17 protein-coding genes and 1 pseudogene are annotated in these 17985 nt (G+C 32.9%); 10 read left to right on the forward strand and 8 right to left on the reverse strand.

Annotated elements, in window-relative coordinates; all coding sequences use genetic code 11:
• From VGE71_RS13960 to VGE71_RS13985, 6 genes and pseudogenes are all read left to right on the forward strand, one after another.
• A pseudogene (locus VGE71_RS13960) lies at window positions 1-394 on the forward strand (hypothetical protein); the annotation flags it as partial.
• A gap of 236 nt (window positions 395-630) precedes the next feature.
• A complete protein-coding gene (locus tag VGE71_RS13965) occupies window positions 631-1035 on the forward strand; it encodes a GNAT family N-acetyltransferase (protein ID WP_331138885.1) in 405 nt (134 codons plus the stop codon).
• Window positions 1036-1191: 156 nt separating this feature from the next.
• Window positions 1192-1575: a hypothetical protein gene (locus tag VGE71_RS13970; RefSeq protein ID WP_331138886.1), complete on the forward strand. Its 384-nt coding sequence runs from the start codon at window positions 1192-1194 to the stop codon at window positions 1573-1575.
• A gap of 180 nt (window positions 1576-1755) precedes the next feature.
• The gene (locus VGE71_RS13975) at window positions 1756-2838 is read left to right on the forward strand and encodes an efflux RND transporter periplasmic adaptor subunit (RefSeq protein WP_331138887.1); all 1083 of its coding nucleotides are present in this window, start codon (window positions 1756-1758) and stop codon (window positions 2836-2838) included.
• Between the two features lie 34 nt (window positions 2839-2872).
• Window positions 2873-6040: an efflux RND transporter permease subunit gene (locus tag VGE71_RS13980; protein WP_331138888.1), complete on the forward strand. Its 3168-nt coding sequence runs from the start codon at window positions 2873-2875 to the stop codon at window positions 6038-6040.
• Complete coding sequence (locus tag VGE71_RS13985; protein ID WP_331138889.1) at window positions 6033-7484, forward strand: TolC family protein; 1452 nt, start codon at window positions 6033-6035, stop codon at window positions 7482-7484. Before VGE71_RS13980 ends, VGE71_RS13985 begins: the two co-directional genes overlap by 8 nt.
• Before the next feature lie 208 nt (window positions 7485-7692).
• On the opposite strand, the gene VGE71_RS13990 is transcribed toward VGE71_RS13985, so the two are convergent.
• Entirely contained in the window at window positions 7693-8439 is a 747-nt protein-coding gene (locus VGE71_RS13990) for a DeoR/GlpR family DNA-binding transcription regulator (RefSeq protein ID WP_331138890.1), read from the reverse strand.
• Window positions 8440-8537: 98 nt separating this feature from the next.
• Here VGE71_RS13990 and VGE71_RS13995 point away from each other — a divergent pair, with 98 nt between their 5' ends.
• A complete protein-coding gene (locus tag VGE71_RS13995) occupies window positions 8538-9071 on the forward strand; it encodes a 5' nucleotidase, NT5C type (RefSeq protein WP_331138891.1) in 534 nt (177 codons plus the stop codon).
• Window positions 9072-9167: 96 nt separating this feature from the next.
• Here the strand turns inward: VGE71_RS13995 and VGE71_RS14000 are convergent, their stop codons facing one another.
• Both VGE71_RS14000 and VGE71_RS14005 read right to left on the reverse strand, forming a co-directional pair.
• Window positions 9168-10787, reverse strand: a complete 1620-nt coding sequence (locus tag VGE71_RS14000; protein WP_331138892.1) for an ATP-binding protein — start codon at window positions 10785-10787, stop codon at window positions 9168-9170.
• Between the two features lie 171 nt (window positions 10788-10958).
• Window positions 10959-11138 carry a hypothetical protein gene (locus tag VGE71_RS14005; RefSeq protein ID WP_331138893.1) on the reverse strand — a complete coding sequence of 60 codons (180 nt, stop codon included), beginning with the start codon at window positions 11136-11138 and terminating at the stop codon, window positions 10959-10961.
• Window positions 11139-11704: 566 nt separating this feature from the next.
• On the opposite strand from VGE71_RS14005, the gene VGE71_RS14010 reads away from it, so the two are divergent.
• The 3 genes from VGE71_RS14010 (at window position 11705) to VGE71_RS14020 (ending at window position 13485) form a co-directional block, all read left to right on the forward strand.
• The gene (locus VGE71_RS14010) at window positions 11705-12328 is read left to right on the forward strand and encodes a hypothetical protein (RefSeq protein WP_331138894.1); all 624 of its coding nucleotides are present in this window, start codon (window positions 11705-11707) and stop codon (window positions 12326-12328) included.
• A 337-nt stretch (window positions 12329-12665) separates the two neighbouring features.
• A complete protein-coding gene (locus tag VGE71_RS14015) occupies window positions 12666-13031 on the forward strand; it encodes a hypothetical protein (protein ID WP_331138895.1) in 366 nt (121 codons plus the stop codon).
• Between the two features lie 253 nt (window positions 13032-13284).
• The gene (locus tag VGE71_RS14020) at window positions 13285-13485 is read left to right on the forward strand and encodes a hypothetical protein (RefSeq protein WP_331138896.1); all 201 of its coding nucleotides are present in this window, start codon (window positions 13285-13287) and stop codon (window positions 13483-13485) included.
• Window positions 13486-13567: 82 nt separating this feature from the next.
• Here VGE71_RS14020 and VGE71_RS14025 read toward each other — a convergent pair whose 3' ends face one another.
• From VGE71_RS14025 to VGE71_RS14045, 5 genes are all read right to left on the reverse strand, one after another.
• Window positions 13568-14920, reverse strand: coding sequence for a GH1 family beta-glucosidase (locus tag VGE71_RS14025; RefSeq protein WP_331138897.1), 1353 nt, complete (start codon window positions 14918-14920; stop codon window positions 13568-13570).
• Window positions 14921-15129: 209 nt separating this feature from the next.
• Window positions 15130-15339 carry a hypothetical protein gene (locus tag VGE71_RS14030; RefSeq protein ID WP_331138898.1) on the reverse strand — a complete coding sequence of 70 codons (210 nt, stop codon included), beginning with the start codon at window positions 15337-15339 and terminating at the stop codon, window positions 15130-15132.
• An 11-nt stretch (window positions 15340-15350) separates the two neighbouring features.
• Window positions 15351-15761 carry a hypothetical protein gene (locus VGE71_RS14035; protein ID WP_331138899.1) on the reverse strand — a complete coding sequence of 137 codons (411 nt, stop codon included), beginning with the start codon at window positions 15759-15761 and terminating at the stop codon, window positions 15351-15353.
• 86 nt (window positions 15762-15847) lie between these two features.
• The gene (locus VGE71_RS14040; RefSeq protein WP_331138900.1) at window positions 15848-16915 is read right to left on the reverse strand and encodes a type I restriction endonuclease; all 1068 of its coding nucleotides are present in this window, start codon (window positions 16913-16915) and stop codon (window positions 15848-15850) included.
• A 166-nt stretch (window positions 16916-17081) separates the two neighbouring features.
• Window positions 17082-17981 carry a hypothetical protein gene (locus VGE71_RS14045; RefSeq protein WP_331138901.1) on the reverse strand — a complete coding sequence of 300 codons (900 nt, stop codon included), beginning with the start codon at window positions 17979-17981 and terminating at the stop codon, window positions 17082-17084.
• Between the last annotated feature and the right edge of the window lie 4 nt (window positions 17982-17985).

Raw genomic sequence — 17985 nt, forward strand, 5'->3', positions numbered from 1 at the left:
TGAATTTTTAAGAAAAGAAATTCTAGATCTAGCAGTAGGTGTCTGGAAAAAATCTGGTAGCCAGCCCGTTTGGTCAAGTACAGCTGTAAATAATGAAAATCCAACTAATGCGGATGAGTTTATTGAAATTAGTGAAAATGAAATTCTCTTTTTTGAAGTAGATAAAAAAACAAAAGAAAAGAAAATTTTAAAAAAAGAAAGTTTAGTTTACAATGATCAGAAAAGTGCAGTCTCTTTATTTTCAGAAATTGTACTTTCAGACGGAACAATTTGGAATTGTAGTCTGAACGAAAAAGCAGATGTCTTACATGTGATCAATGTCGCAGTCCAAACAGAACAAGGTGTAGAGAAAATTAATACCGATAATTTAGAAACGTATTATGTTAAGATATAATGAAAAGGGAATCTGAGGATTCCCTTTTTTTCTAGATATACGCAAGAATGATAACCAGATTTTTTTAAAATAGATTTTATTGGGTTGAATAAAAACAATCACAAGCAATTTGGATTGAATGATTTATCTGATTTATTTTTTTGTAATTTTTCTATACTAAAAGTATAAACAGAATCAGTTGTTTTTTTCCATTCAACAAATGAATTACTTTTGATCTACTTGAAAAGAGAACAATTATGGAAATTAAAAACATAAAAGCATCCGATACTTGGAAAATCAGACACGAAGTGATGTGGCCCGATCAGCCTTTTGAATTTGTTCAGTTAAAAGAAGATGATTTTGGATTGCATTACGGTGTTTTTATAGACAATCAGTTAGTTTCTATAGTTTCTTGTTTTATAACTGGAAACGAAATGCAGTTTAGAAAATTAGCCACTTTAGATTCTTTTCAGGGTAGAGGAATTGCTTCGGCATTATTAAATCATATTTTTGAAGCTGCGAAAGAAAAAGGAGTACAGAAAATCTGGTGCAATGCACGAAAAGAGAAAACAGCATTCTATGAAAAATTCGGAATGAAAGCTATTGGAGAAACTTTTACCAATGCCGGACATGAATTTATTATCATGCAAGTTTGTTTTTAAGTGTTTGTTTTTGAGTGTTTTATGTTGTTTTTGTCGTTCTAAAAGCTACATTTCTTAAATTTGTTTTAAAGTGAAAACGTTTTCGTTTACGATTCCATGTTAAGACTTTCTTATTTTATTTTTTTTATTCCAATCTTTTATTACTTTCGCACCCAAATGAGAAAGTTAATAGTATTTTTAGTATTCATGAATATGCTTCTGCTAGGCGGAGGTCAATATCTTAATGCAAATACTTTTGGCTTACCTCAACACCATAATCTTGAAAAGAAACATCGAGTTAAATTCACCAATCAAGATCGTGGATCTTCAACTATTGAAGATGCCACAGATGTTGATATCGAAGAAGACCTTCTGGGAAATGATGATGTTGATGGACTTACGAATAAATTTTTTGCAGTTTCTTACAGTCTTGTAGAAGACTTATATCTGGCACTTTCAGATCAATCTGCTGCAAACGAAATCAATCGTTTTAAAATTTCTACGCCTTCTTTAGGGCATTCAAATCCTTTATACATTACTCAACGAGTATTAAGAATTTGATTTTAAAATATACATCGGTTGCCTAAGTTGCGATCCTGCATATCTTGTTGATGTATATTTTTTTCTTACTTCCGCTTATATGACAATTAAGGTCAGACTAGAGCTTACTGATGTTCCATTCCATCTTTAAGGAATCTTTGTATTCCAAGCATTCAATCGCTTAATTTCCATTTAAAAATCATGAAAAGAATCATCTTGTTCGCGGGCTTTATGGCCGCGGTGTGCTTAACCAGTTGTACACAAAAAAAAGAAGAAAAAGAAGAAGCGGAAAAGTTCACTGTAACTAATCCGGTAAAAATTGATACTTCGTTTACGAAGGAATATGTTTCGCAGATTCGATCTGTTAGAAACATCGAAATCCGTGCCCAGGAAAAAGGGTTTTTACAAAACATTTATGTTGATGAAGGACAGTTTGTAAAAAAAGGACAATTGTTGTTCAAAATTATGCCAAACATGTACCAGTCTGAATTGTTAAAAGCGCAGGCTGAACAAAAATCAGTAGAAATCGAATTGCAAAATTCAAAACTTTTAGCTGATAAAAATATCGTTTCTAAAAACGAATTAAGTTCGGCTCAAGCAAAATTACAGTCTGCAAAAGCAGAAGTGGCATTGGCAAAACTACATTTATCATTCACAGAAATCAGAGCTCCATTTGACGGAACAATTGACAGAATTCCATTAAAACTAGGAAGTTTAATTGATGAAGGAGAATTGTTGACTAGCCTTTCAGACAACAGTCAAATGTTTGCTTATTTCAATGTTTCGGAACCAGAATACATTAGTTATGAAACTAATATTAAAGACCGTGCAGATAACAAAGTGAATTTAGTTTTGGCTAATGGAGATATTTTCAAAGACAAAGGAAATGTTGAAGTTATAGAAAGTGAATTCAATAATGAAACTGGAAATATTGCTTTCAGAGCAAGATTCCCTAATTCTAATAAGTTACTTAGAAACGGAGAAACAGGACAGGTTCAGATGAACGTTCCGTTAAAAAATGCGATCGTAATTCCGCAAAAAGCAACTTACGAAATTCAAGATAAGAAATATGTTTTTATAGTAGGTAAAGACAACAAAGTAAGTTCTAGAGAAATTACAATTACTGGAGAAATTCCTGATTTATACGTAATTAAGAGCGGTCTTACTGAAAATGATAAAATCTTACTTGAAGGGGTTCAGAAAGTAAAAGAAAACGACAAAATTAAATTTGATTACGAATCTCCAAAAGAGGTTATAAATCATTTACGTTTAAAAGCAGAATAGGTTTACTGGGTTTTAATCATTAAAAAATACAAAAATGTTTAATAAATTTATTCAAAGACCTGTTCTGTCGATAGTAATATCGTTGATTATTGTCTTTTTAGGGGTTTTGTCGGTATTGAGTTTACCAATTACCCAGTTCCCTACAATTTCGCCTCCAATGGTGAACGTTACTGCAGATTATCCGGGATCTAATGGTGAGTTGATGATCAAGGCAGTTGTTATTCCTTTGGAAAGAGCCTTAAACGGTGTTCCTGGAATGAAATATATGGCTTCTGATGCTGGTAATGATGGTGAGGCAACAATTAAAGTTGTTTTCAATCTAGGAACAGATCCGAACCAAGCTGCTATTAACGTTCAAAACCGTGTGGCTTCGGTTACTAATAAACTTCCTCCTTTGGTAATTCGTGAGGGTATCAAAATTACGCGAGAAGTACCGAGTATGTTGATGTACGTGAACCTTTACAGTACAGACAAAAATACCGATATGAAGTTCTTGTACAACTACGCTGATATCAACGTACTTTCTGAATTGAAAAGGGTAAATGGTATTGGTTCTGGAGATATCTTAGGAACACGTGAATATGCAATGCGTATTTGGTTAAAACCAGATCGTATGTTGGCTTATAAAATTTCTGCTGATGAAGTAATGGAAGCATTATCTAGTCAGAGTTTGGAAGCTTCTCCAGGTAAAACAGGAGAAAGTTCTGGTAAACGTTCTCAAGCATTTGAATATGTATTAAAATATTCTGGACGTTTTACAACAAAAGAACAATACGAGAACATTGTAGTAAAAGCAAATCCAAACGGAGAACTTTTAAGATTGAAAGATGTTGCAAAAGTTGAATTTGGAAGCTCGATGTATGATATCTATTCTAATTTGAATGGAAGACCATCTGCAGCAATCGTTTTAAAACAATCTTTTGGTAGTAATGCGAATCAAGTTATTGAAGAAGTAAAAGCGAAACTGGAAAAAATCAAACAAAGATTTCCAAAAGGAATGGATTACGAAATCTCGTATGACGTTTCTAAATTCCTTGATGCTTCTATCGAAAAAGTAATTCACACTTTAGTTGAAGCATTTATTCTGGTAGGTTTAGTAGTATTCCTTTTCTTAGGAGATTGGCGTTCTACAGTTATTCCGGCAATTGCGGTTCCTGTATCGTTGGTAGGAACGTTTATATTCATGACATTCTTCGATATTTCGTTGAACTTAATTACGTTATTTGCTCTAGTATTGGCAATTGGGGTCGTCGTCGATGATGCGATTGTAGTTATCGAGGCCGTCCATGCCAAGATGGAAGAGGAACATCTGTCGCCATTTAAAGCAACTAAGAAAGCAATGCATGAAATCGCGGGGGCAATTATTGCTATTACCTTTCTTATGGCGGCAGTATTTATTCCAGTAGCTTTTATGTCGGGGCCTGTTGGAGTATTCTATAGACAGTTTTCTGTAACAATGGCAACTGCTATTATTCTTTCTGGTATTGTGGCTTTGACTTTGACACCAGCGCTTTGTGCGATGATGTTGAAAAATAATCATGGAGTGCCTAAAAAGAAAACTCCAGCGAATAGATTTATTGATGCTTTCAACGAAAAATTCAATTTAGCACAAGGAAAATACCAAAACTTATTGGCTAAAATTGTAAACAGAAGAGTGGTTACGATTGTGGCTCTTTTGGTTTTCTGTGCTGGAACGTGGTTAATCAGCAGTTCGGTTCCTTCTGGATTTATTCCGAATGAGGATCAGGGAATGTTTTATGCTGTAATTCAGACACCGCCAGGCTCTTCTTTAGAAAGAACAAATAATATTGCAGAGCGCGTTCAAAAAATTGCAGAAGATATTGATGGAGTAAAATCGGTTTCTTCATTAGCAGGTTATGAGATTTTATCTGAAGGTACAGGAGCGAACTCAGGAACGTGTTTGGTTAACTTGAAAGATTGGAGCGACAGAAAAGAATCTGTTTTGGAGATCATGCATGAAATGGAGGAAAAATGTAAAGATATTACAGGAGCTAATATCGAATTCTTTCAACCACCTGCTGTACCAGGATATGGAGCTGCCGGAGGATTTGAGCTTCGTTTGTTAGATAAAACAGGTTCTGTAGATTATAAGAGAATGGAACAGGTTAACAACGATTTTGTGGCTGAATTAAACAAGCAACCGGAATTAACAAACGTATTCAGTTTCTATAGCTCTAGTTTCCCTCAATATATGATGAAAGTCGATAACGATTTGGCACAGCAAAAAGGTGTTTCTATCGAAAACGCTATGAACACGCTGTCAACTTTGGTGGGAAGTAACTACGAGATCAGTTTTATTAAATTCGGTATCAACTATAAAGTAATCGTTCAAGCTTCACCAGAATATCGTGCACAACCAGATGATATCTTAAAGTTGTACGTGAAAAATGACCGTGACGAAATGGTGCCGTTTTCTGCTTTTATGAAGTTAGAAAAAGTATACGGACTTTCCGAGATTACACGTCATAACATGTACACCTCAACACAAATCAGTGGTTCGCCAGCAGCAGGTTATAGTTCAGGAACTGCGATTAAGGTGATTCAGAAAATAGCAGCCGAAAAATTACCAAGAGGATATGACATTGACTGGGCAGGTATTTCTGCCGATGAGGTAGCACAAGGTAATCAGGCAATTTGGGTATTCTTAATCTGTTTAGGATTCGTTTACTTGGTATTAGCGGCGCAGTATGAAAGTTTTATTCTGCCATTATCTGTAATTCTTTCGTTACCTGCGGGTATTTTCGGAGCTTTCTTTTTATTGAAATTAACAGGATTAGAAAACAACATTTATGCTCAAGTTGCCATGGTAATGCTTATCGGTTTATTAGGTAAGAATGCCGTACTGATTGTAGAGTTTGCGATTCAGAGACACGCAGCAGGAAAATCTGTTTTAGATGCAGCGATGGAAGGAGCAAAAGCTAGGTTCCGTCCAATTTTGATGACTTCATTTGCTTTCATTGCAGGTTTATTACCACTTGCATTTGCTACAGGTCCTGGTAAAATTGGAAATAGAACTATTGGTACCGCAGCAGCAGGAGGTATGCTTATCGGAACAATCTGCGGGGTCTTTGTAATTCCGGGATTGTATTTCATATTTGCTAAGATTGCCGAGAAACACAAACTGGTAAAACATGAAGAAGAAAATCCATTAACAGAAGAAATTGATAACAATCATGTATAAAGTTAAATCATATCAATATAGTATTGCATTAGCTGTATGTCTAGCAGTTGCAGGGTGTAAAACCCCTGCACCTGAGGCAGCAGTAACGACAAGTACACCTGTTCCTAATTCGTTTGGGCAAACAGCTCAAACGCAGGATGCAAACAACAACACAGCTTCTTTGGCTTGGAAAGATTACTTTAAAGATCAAAACCTCATCGATTTAATTGATGTGGCACTTAAAAATAATCAGGAACTAAATATCACTTTGCAGGAAATCGAAATCGCAAAGAATGATATTCGTGTAAAAAAAGGACTTTTACTACCAACTGCTGGTTTACGAGCTGGAGCTGGAGTAGAAAAAGTAGGTAGATACACAAGTCAAGGTGCGGGTGATGCTACAACTGAAATCAAACCAGGTGTTGAAACTCCAGATCCATTAGGAGATTTCACCATTTCGGCTTATGCAAACTGGGAAGTCGATATCTGGAAAAAACTTCGTAATTCTAAAAAAGCTGCTTTAAACAGATATTTAGCTACTGTTGAAGGTAAAAACTTTGTGATTACAAACCTTATTGCTGAAGTTGCCGATTCTTATTACGAATTAATGGCTTTAGACAATCAGTTGGATATTGTAAAACAAACCATCAAATTGCAGACCAACGCTTTAGAAATTGTAAAAGTTCAAAAACAAGCTGCAAGAGCAACGGAACTAGGAGTTAAGAAATTTGAAGCAGAGGTTTTGACTTCACAAAGTATGGAGTTTGATATTTTGCAGCAAATTAAGGAAACTGAAAACAAAATCAACTTTTTGTTGGGTAGATATCCGCAGGAAATCAAAAGAACAAGTAATACTAATTTCTTAAGTCTTTTGCCAACCGCTGTAAGTTCTGGAATTCCATCTCAATTGTTAGAGAATCGTCCAGATATTAAACAAGCGGAATTAGAATTAGTTGCTTCAAAATTAGATGTGAAAGTTGCTCGCGCTGAGTTTTATCCTTCTTTGGATATTACGGCTGCAATTGGAGTAAATGCTTTTAAACCTTCTTATTTGTTTACAATGCCAGAATCTCTATTGTATTCATTGGCGGGAGATCTTGTGGCACCTTTAATTAACAGAAATGCAATCAAAGCGGAGTTTGCCAGTGCAAATGCGAGACAAATTCAAGCCTTATACAATTATGATCGTACAGTTTTAAATGCTTATTTAGAAGTGTCAAATCAAATGTCTAAGATTGAGAATCTTCAAAAAGGTTACGATCTTAAGTCAAAACAGGTTGATGCGTTGAATACGTCTATCGATGTGTCAAACGATTTGTTTAAATCGGCTAGAGTAGATTATTTTGAAGTTTTAATGACTCAAAGAGATGCTTTAGAAGCTAAATTAGAATTAATTGATACCAAAAAAGAACAGTTGAATGCTGCAGTTCATGTTTACAGAGACTTGGGCGGCGGATGGAAATAATTTTGCCAATTAATTTGTAGAGAAAAAAGCCTTTCAGGAGTAAAATTCTGAAAGGCTTTTTTATTGTTAACCAATAAAGAAATGCGTAATCTAGTTTTAACACATAGAAACATAGATTTTTATTGGATTCTGTTTAAGATTATAGAAAAAGCAAGCTTTCACACATAGCGGTATGTGTTTAAAACTTTCGCATAAAGGTTTATCACGATTAAAGAACCGTTACTTGTTTTTTGTATGGTTTTAATATTTCTTCGTCTGGCGAAATATTGGTAACTAAAACGTCGATGTCTTTTAAATGAGAAACAAAATAAGTTTCTGCTGTATCAATTTTTTCGCTTGAACCTAAAGCGAGTATAAAATTCGAATTCTGAATCATATTCTTTTTGATCTGAGCATCATCATATAAAATTCCAGTAAGACCACGTTCATGATGAATTCCACAAGTTCCCAAAATACAGATATCGGCTCTGAAATTTCTGAAAAAGTCCAAAGATTCCATACTGGCAGTGGTAAAAGAGGTTTTACACATTTTTCCTCCTGCAAAAATCAATTCGATATTTGGTAAATCTTCCACTAAAACGGCAACAGGAAAACTATTTGTAATTACGGTCAATTTTAAATCATGCGGAAAACTGGCTACTAAAGCCAAAGAAGTTGTTCCTCCATCAATAAAAACTACTTGTCCGTCTTTTAGATACGAAATGGCTTTTTCGGCAATAATCTTTTTGTTTTCCAAATCGTGCTTTTCTCTTTTTCTATAATGAAGAGGCATAGGCGAAGGAGCAACCGCACCACCGCGAACTGCTTTTAAAAGTCCTTGATCTGAAAGCTCTTTTAAATCACGTCTGATCGTATCTTCTGAAACACTCAAGTATTCGCTTAATTCTATGGATGTTACGCGGTGTTCTTTAGATAAATATTCTAAAATAGTCTGCTGGCGTTCTTCTTTTTTCATCTTATTTGCAGTTTAATACCGCAAAAATAAGTTAAAAATTGTAATTATTTGCAACTTATTGCAATTTTTGCATAATTTTACCGCAAAATAATTTTACAATGAAAAAGAAAACAATTGCAATCGACATGGACGGTGTATTAGCTGATGTTGAATTACAGATAATAGAGCATTACAACAAAGCGTACGGAACTCATTTAACAAAAGAGAGCATTCAAGGATTAAGCGAAGAAGAAGCTTTTAACGGAAGAGAACTGATGCTTGATATCGTAAAAAAAGAAAATTTTTTCAGAACATTGCCGGTAATGGCCGATGCTGTGGAAAGTGTACGAGAATTACAGAAAAATTTTGAAATTTATATCGTTTCTGCAGCTACAGAATTTCCACTTTCTCTTGCTGAAAAAGTGGCTTGGCTTGGCGAACATTTTCCTTTTATCGGGTGGGAAAATATCGTTTTATGCGGAAGTAAATCCATTATCAAAACAGATTATTTAATTGACGATCATTGTAAAAATTTGGATTATTGCATTGGTAAACCTATTATGTTTACAGCATTTCATAATATAAATCAGACGCATCACTTGAGGGTAAACAACTGGAAAGAAGCAGTTGCCGTTTTAAACGAAACATTATAGCTTAAAAGGTTATAATTTTATTGTTTTTTGAAGAGAAAAGCCTTTCGGATAATTCTGAAAGGCTTTTTATTTTTTAATCAAGAATTGAGCTTTAGTTTACGTTTGCTCAGGCATTGCTATTTTTACCTTAAATCCTTTATTTGGTTCAGTGTCAATATCAATTGATCCATTAACCGCGAGGATTCGGTTTGCCATGTTTTGAAGACCATTTTTTATAATGGTATTTTTTTCGCAGCCTTTACCATTGTCGGTATAATTTATAAAAATTGATTTTAAATCACTATCAAATTTTATCACTACCAAATTTGCTTCGCTGTGTTTTTTCATATTGACCATTAATTCCTGTAAAATACGGCTAATGGTAATCTTTTTCATCTCATCGATAGCTTCCCAATTTATTTGTTCGATATTGGTCACCATAATATTTCTTTCACGTGTATTATACGCTGAAAGCATTTCTTTTATACTGTGGGTGAAATTTACTCCGGTATCAATACTATTGTTTTCTCTCGAAATTCCTCTTACACGACCGTAAATGTCATCTAATTTTTGAAGTAAATTCTCTTTGGTATTTTCAGTAGATAAAGGCTGAGATTCGGCAAAAGCAATAACCTGAAAAACATCATTAGCCAATTCATCATGAATTTTTTTTGCAATTCTTGTTTCGGTGTCGTATGATGTTTTTAATTCTATAGCCTTGTTTTTGTTTTTGTAATAACGAATTAGAATTGCAATTAAAACAACTAAAAAGAAAAAAACAATGACAAATACAATACGCATGTATTTGGCTCTGTCAAGAGATAATTGATTTTCTGCTTTTTCTAAACGAAGTTTTTCGTTTTCGTCTTTTTCTTTTTTAGAATCGTATTTGATTTTAGCAAACTTGTTTTTGAAGTTATTTCTAACTTTAATAATACTGTCATTTAATGTAAAATATCTTTGTACATAATGGGTCGTATTTGAACTATTATCATTTGAAATTAAAATTTGCAACGCTTCTAATCTTTCATCGACACTATTAAGTTTTGTGGCTGTCTTGTATGCCAAAAGAGCATTTTCGTCTGATTTCTTAATGTCTTTCTTTGAGTAATAATCGGCAAGATGAAGATAACTTTCTATGCTTCCATAACCATCTTTAATTTCGTTTTTTAATTGGAGAGCATTATCCATTAAATGAAATCCCTTTTCATCCATTCCAGTGTTAAAATAAGCATAGCCCAAATTATCTTGCATTCTGGCTTTAGAACGTTCTTTGGATTTATCCTTTATAAATTTTTCATCTAAAATAGATTCTAAGAGTTTAATTGCTTCATTGTACTTTTTTTGATGAATGTAAACTGCTGCAATATTGCTTAGAGGTGCTTGTTCACCTTCAGGACTTTCAGATTCTTTAACAGATTCTTTATAGTAAAAAATAGCATCATCATAAAGAGAAAGTTCTTTATCAGCAATTCCTAACGTATTGTTTATACAGCTGATGTGATCTTTCTTTTTAATATGAGGTAATGATTTAGCATAAGGTAATGCTTCAGTTACGGTTTCTTTACTACCATAGTAATCTCCATTGACTTGCTGGATACTAGCCATTTGAATAAGAACATAACTTATGTTGGCACTGTCTTTTAAAGTTTCGAAAAGCGCTTTTGATTTATTAAATTCATAAAAAGCGGTGTTAAAGTTTTCTTTTTGATAGTTTTCATCTGCTCTGTCCCGCAAAATAAGGGCCTCTTTTCGTACTTCTTCCGTATTAGAATTAATAGTCTTTTTTTCTTTACAGGAAAAAAAAGAAAGAAAGAGAATAAAATAAAAAAACGGGGACCGTAACATACAAATTTACTTTCCCCGAAAATAGTAATTAATTAGATACTAAAAATATATTTATTAAACTTATGGTTTCAATGGTGGTTTTGTACCATCACCAGGACCATCAGGCTTATCATCACCTACGTGAATAGGTTTTTTAATCTTTTCGATTTTAGTACCTGTTTGTGTCTCATACTCATCAGGAGTACAAGAAAATATCGTGAATATTAGCGCAAAAGCGATAAAAAGTATTAGTTTTTTCATTTTAATTTAATTTAGAAATTAGACATAGGTATGGCTGTCCGAAATTGATTCGGATCTTGTAATTGCGATACCAAAAATTGTTTTTGGGGAAGTAGAGTGTAGAACTGTAAGACGTAATTTATACTTCCCGAATAAACTCGGTCTTACGGTTTTCCACAATGTAAATTAGAACCAGTTTCATATTTTTGTTTTAGTCTGCAGACAAAACTTGAACTAATTTCTGATGCAAAGGAAAGGCAGTTTTAGATCACTGTAGATAAGGGATTCCCGGAATTCCTGCGTTTTCCCGGGATTCCCACGAATTCCCAATAAAATAAAAATGCAATGCCTTATTTTTTATTAAATGTTATTTAATTCTAAACCAATCTCTCTTATTATAGATGCAATAAGTCTGACAAAAGTTGGTCGAAGAGATTAAAAAAATATATAAAAAGTATACAATTGGAACAAAAATTGAAATTGCTGATAGCGGTTTAATTGTAGAAGTCGAAAATAAAGGCATATAAAAAAAGTTTTGGTGAAAAATGATACATAAAGGGTCAAAAGAAGTTCCTAAAAAAGACAAAATGAGTAATACATTAGAAGAATATAAAAAGGCGATTAAAATTAAATACGAGATCGAAAAAGAAGGCGAGTACTTCGATTATTTGTACAGTCCTTCTCGCGGAAAACTTCGCGACTTGTGCTGGATTATTTTCGAAAACAACCCGACCCAAGATGATTTAAATGTGTTTAAAAATTTATTGTGCTTAGATTTTGATCATACCAAAAAGAATAAGTTTAAGGAACAAAAAGATAAGTTTAGACCAATAGAGACCTTTTTTAAAGGAGAAACCGATCCGTCAAATATTGATGCTATAAATCTTGCAGCAATTTTGGTCGATTTTCAGCCTCGCCCTTTTAAAAAATTTAACGAGAAATGTAGAATTGAAGAAGCGAAACAAATTGAAAGTGTCGGCACGAATGTAATTGTAGAAAATGTTGGCATAGAAAAAAAAGTTTTGGTGAATAATGAACATGAAGAGTCAAAAGAGGTTCCTAAAAAAGGAAGTCTTTTGTTGAATCTGAAAGATCTATTTTCTAAAAAAGTGGCTCAGAAAATGTATCCTCGTAGAATAATTACGATTGCAGTTGGAGCAGTTGCTCTGGTGTCTTCTGCATGTTTATACTTTGTGCAGAAAAAAGATTAAATGGAAAAGCATTTTTAAAAATAAAATGCATGAAGTGGTAAAAAGAATAACTTTTTGAAGTGAAATTTGGGCTTTTAAATAGTGTGTTTCTCGCCATATATTTACTGTTATTTACACTATAAAGATAAGAAAAAAATCCCGTTAAACCTAATAAAAATCAGCTAAATAAGTGATTTTTTTGTCTTTTTTTTGGAAAAAAAATTACAACTGAAACTACTGATTTTAAAAGCCTCAAAACTTGCTTTTTTCCGACAGTTTGATTCTAATAAAATTAGTTATATTTATAAAAATTAAAAGTGATTTTGATATCGAAGTCATCTAGTAAAAAACAACTCTCATGAAAAAACTTGTACTATTATTAATTGTTTTAACCACTTTCGGTTGTAAAAAATATGTTGTCTCATTTGAACAGCCAACAGATAAGAAACTAGACAATTTGAAACTCGAAGTACTTCTAGATACAGAGAAAGTTAAAGATATTACCTTAAAAGCAACAGAAGCGATGCCTACTTATGAAACGGCGTCATTGTCGGTATCTGGAGAGGGGAAACACTTGCTTCAGGTTAAGGTTAATGACACGATATTTAATTATGAAGTAAAATATCCAGAGGAAAGATATATTCTTTTGACAGCACACCTAAAAAAGAATGGGAAAGTTCATATTGGAATCCTGAAACAGAATTATAAGTATAGACTCCGTTAAGATTTTTTAACCGCAAAAACGCAAAGAAAAACCGCAAAGTTCGCAAAGCTTTAATTAAGTCTAGCTTTGCGAACTTTGTGTTTTATGTAGATAATCTTAGAAAAAAACCTTGTGTCCTTTGCGGTTAAACAAAAGTAGATTAACCGCAAAGACACAAAGAAAAACCGCAAAGTTCGCAAAGCTTTAATTTAGTCTAGCCTTGCGAACTTTGCGTTTTTATATAGATAATCTTAGAAAAAAATCCTTGCGTCCTATGCGGTTAAACAAAAAGCAGATTAACCGCAAAGACACAAAGAAAAACCGCAAAGTTCGCAAAGCTTTAATTCAGTTTGGCTTTGCGAACTTTGCGTTTTATATAGATAATCTTAGAAAAAAATCCTTGCGTCCTTTGCGGTTAAACAAAAAGCAGATTAACCGCAAAGGCACAAAGAAAAACCGCAAAGCTTTAATTTAGTCTAGCTTTGCGAACTTTGCGGTTTATATAGATAATCTTAGGAAAAAAATCCTTGCGTCCTTTGCGGTTAAAAAAAACTCTTTTAAGATAAAAAGTCCTTAAACCATAATCCAGAATTTTTAATGGTTCGTTTCTGGGTTTCAAAATCGACATGAATTAATCCGAAACGAGCGTTGTAACCTTCGGCCCATTCAAAGTTATCGGTCAAACTCCAGACAAAGTATCCTTCAACGTTTAAACCGTCTTTTTTGGCTTTTAAAATTTGTTCTAAGTGATCCTGAATATAATGTGTTCTCTTTATATCGAATACTTTTCCGTTGGTTACTGTATCGGGAAAAGCAGCACCATTTTCTGTAATAATGATTTTTCGGATGCCTTCGTATTCATTAAACTTTTTAAGTACATGGTATAATGCCGGAGGATAAACTTCCCAGCCCATTTCAGTCGAAATTACATTTCGTTTTTCGGCACTAACTAATTCGGCACCAATGTAGGGAATCAGCATTGCTGATTTAACGATTTCTCTCGTGTAACATTGCAGACCTATAAAGTCAAAATCGAATGCAAGATTGTTGAGATCGTCTTCTAAAATATAACTATTCAGTTTTTTTAAAACAGGAAGATCTTTTTGCGGATACCCCAATCCTAAAATCGGTTCAATGAAAGTTCTGTTTAATAACGTATCGACACGTTTGGCAGCTTCAACATCTTTTTTGTTTTCTGTCGCAGGTTCGATATGAGTACAAGAAAATGTTGTTCCGATGTGAGCATGCGGAATTCTGTTTCGGATAATTTTTGCACCAGCAGCAGTTGCCAAAGTCACGTGATGCATGGCTTTTAGATAATTGGTAATTCCTTTTTTACCTGGAGCATGAATGCCCAAAAAATAACCAGCGCCAGTAAAAACTGAAGGTTCGTTAATCACCATCCAGTTTTTTACGCGGTCGCCGAAATGCTGCACACAAACTTCTACATATTCTGAAAACCAGGAAACCGATTCACGGTTGGTCCAGCCTCCTTTTAATTCGAGTTCGTGTGGTAAATCCCAATGATATAGTGTGATCCAAGGTTCGATTCCAGAAGCCAGAAGCGAATCTATAATTTTGTTGTAATAATCTATTCCCGCCTGATTTACTGGATGAATTCCGGTTGGCATAATTCGAGGCCAACTGATGGAGAATCTGAAATTTGGAATATTTAATTCGCGAATCAGATCAATATCAACTTGGTAAGAGTTATAGAAATCGCAGGCAGTTAGGGCATGATGTCCGTTTTTTATTTTTCCTTTTTGAGAAGTAAAAACATCCCAGATAGAAGAACCTTTTCCGTCAGAATCATGTGCTCCCTCAATTTGGAAAGCAGCGGTTGAAACACCCCACAAGAAATCTTCCCCAAATTGGTTTTTGTTCAAAAATGAGTTTTCAATTTTATTCATTCAATAAGACTTTCCTTTGTTTTTAAACGGTTTACTAGTGTAGGAAAGAAGATTGCATAGCTCTTAAAAAAAGCCATTCTTTGAATGATACCAGAAATTTTAGATTAAAGAATTTCATAACGATTAGTTTTATTTCAAATTACGAAAACTAATGTGAAATTATTGTAAAGTGATTATTATCAAATAATTAAATAAAAATGGGAAGATTGTCAATCTTCCCATCCACAAAGTGTCAAGCCTAGACCTTGAGCTTTTTTTATTGATGTTTTTACCGTTTCATGACTACAAGATCGTAAACCACGACAATTTTCATTGTAATGGTATTTTTTTGCACCAGTAGAACCACAGATATATACATTGGTTTCTGGCGCTCGAAATGAAGTTGCAAAAACAAAAAGTAGAAGTAAAGTATATTTCATCTGTTTATTTTTTATTGGACAATTAGTTGGTATTCGTTCCCTTTTTTATCAAGAGCTTTAAGTTTTCCGTGTGACACCCATTCGGTGTTAATCTCGATTTCGCCAATGCTGTCAATTTTCAATATTCCAGCACCGTATTTTCCTTCTGTATTAATGTTTCCAAAAACAGAATCTCCTTTAATGTTGATTCCTTTTACATCATAATTATATTTATAATGTCCTGGATTTCCTGTCCTGTATTCGTACTTATAAGTCGTATTTACATGATAGGTTTTTGACTCTTCAGGTGTAATCGTTTTGCGATCATCTGCTGTAATTGTCGTTTTATAAAATGAATTTATTGGTGGAGGTGGAGAAGCAGTAGCTTTTCTACAAGAATAAAATGTTACTAAAAAAAGTAAGATGAGGTAGTTTTTCTGCATAGGCGATTGGGGAGTTAGTTTGAGATTTAGAAAGTTTTATTTAAAATGATAAATCTAACTAGAATTAAGTTTTTTGAAATAAGTACTTATACGGGATTTAATTCTGTTTCGTAAAGAGCGATAGTTTCCAGTAATTCTTTTTCATATTGATAAATATCGTCAATAGAAGATATTGCGATTTTGCTTTCACTTTTATTATTATTGAAAAGGCTTAAATATTTTTTTCCTCCATTTAAATGAAGTCTGCAGAGAGGTTTTCGATTGTTGTCATCCAGTAATATTCCAAAATACGATTGCGTATCACGATATACGATTCTGCTGATTGGTAATTTGCGACGCAAAATGGCAACTACGATACGATAACCGTCAAGTTCTTCTTCGGTTGTAACAATTTTATTATCATCTTCAACAATATTGATTTCTTCATCTTGTTGTTTAATAGTTTCTTTAGTTAAAGCTGCATTCAAACGATCATTAATTTTATCATTAATGAATTGACTAACTGATTTTTGAACCAAATCTTTAAATTCATCAACCACTTTTTCAGTGAGTCTTCCTGTGTATATTTTACTTGCAAATAATTTTGTAAAATCGTTTGATGGACTTTCTAGTTCAGCATTAATAAGCTTTTTAATTTCTTTAATATATTTCAGTGAACTCGCATTGCTGACAATGTTATCGACATCAAAATTGGCCTTATGAAATTTTGCAATTTCGTTTATCGTATTCTCTTTTAGATTACAGATGTCAAATTCTAAAAATGGTTTTTCATCCATTTTGTTTTGATCATCCAAGTCAGTAAAGAACTGATAATTTATTCCGTTTGTTAAAAGTGCAAATCGGGTTTTTGTAACATGAAAATAACGGAATAATTGCGAGTTATGAACTGTTAGCTTTTCTTTCCAGCTTTTGCATTCTACAATTATAATAGGTTCTCCATTTTGAAAAATAGCATAATCAACTTTTTCACCTTTTTTTAATCCTAGATCTGCTGTAAATTCAGGCACAACTTCTAGCGGATTAAATGCATCATATCCAAGAATGTTTATAAATGGTAGTACAAAAGCATGTTTAGTAGATTCTTCTGTTTCAATTTTACTTTTTAGCTGATTTATTTTATCTGCTAATGATTTTAGTTGAATATTCATTTCCATAAGTCTGTAGTTTAAATTAATATTCAAATGTAAACTCAATCAAAACCAATATTTTATGGAAATCCGTAATGGTATAGAATTTTTAAATTATAATTTTTTTGAGATGGATTTAAATGGAAAAAAGAGGACAATGAAGTTCCTCTTTAAAAGACATGGTTTTTGTTTTTTATTCTTTTTTTAGAATAAAATTTTTAATGATTTTATCCATGTTAGAAGGTAAGTCTGCATTTTTAATTTCGAAATGTTTTATTTTCATTTCAGAAAACCATTTGGTCCAATAGGCTTTTATGATTTTTTCTTCAAACGGATTGTTCTTGCTTGGATTTATTCCTAAAACCAAGACTTCAAGATTTGATAAATCGGTATCAATTTTAATGAAACCAAAATTTTCCTTTTCAAATTTTTTCTGCCAATCATTTGTATTTAGACCATTTTGCTTAATTAGTTGAGGTGTCAAGTAACTCGATAAATTTCTGTCTTTAAACTGAGTTCCTTCATAAAACATATACCCATCTGTTAGGATTATTAAGATGTTCCTAAAATCCTTGTCAACACATTGATCTTGCACTTTGCTATCAAAAAAATTCCAAATATCTGAACCAATATATTTATCATCTTTAATTGCTGATTCATAAATAACCTCTGTTTTTGAAGAATAAGTATTGTTTATAGAATTCAGAAATTGTTTCGAGGCATTTTCTTTAGTAACATTAATTCTCAATTCTTTCGAAATAGAGTTAATTTTAGGATTTTCAGGTTCGGGATTAAAGAACAATTGCATTTTATCATCAATCTGTCTCATTCTTTTAGATTTTAAATGCTCTGTAAAAGCTTCTGAAACCGATTTTATATAACCTAAATCTCTTTGGTATATTTCCATAGTAGGATTTGGATTTTTTTTAAGACTTATTCGATCTGATAAATCTACTAGAATACTAATGTTGTAGTTTTCTGAAACAGAAGTTTTAATAGTATTTTGATTCTCTTCTTTCTTTGTTTCTTCCTTACATGAAAAAAATAAAATCAGTAGTAATGACACCAAAACTTTAAGTAAAATATTTTTCATAATA

Origin of the sequence: Flavobacterium sp., assembly GCF_036405015.1 — a bacterium.
GTDB lineage: Bacteria > Bacteroidota > Bacteroidia > Flavobacteriales > Flavobacteriaceae > Flavobacterium.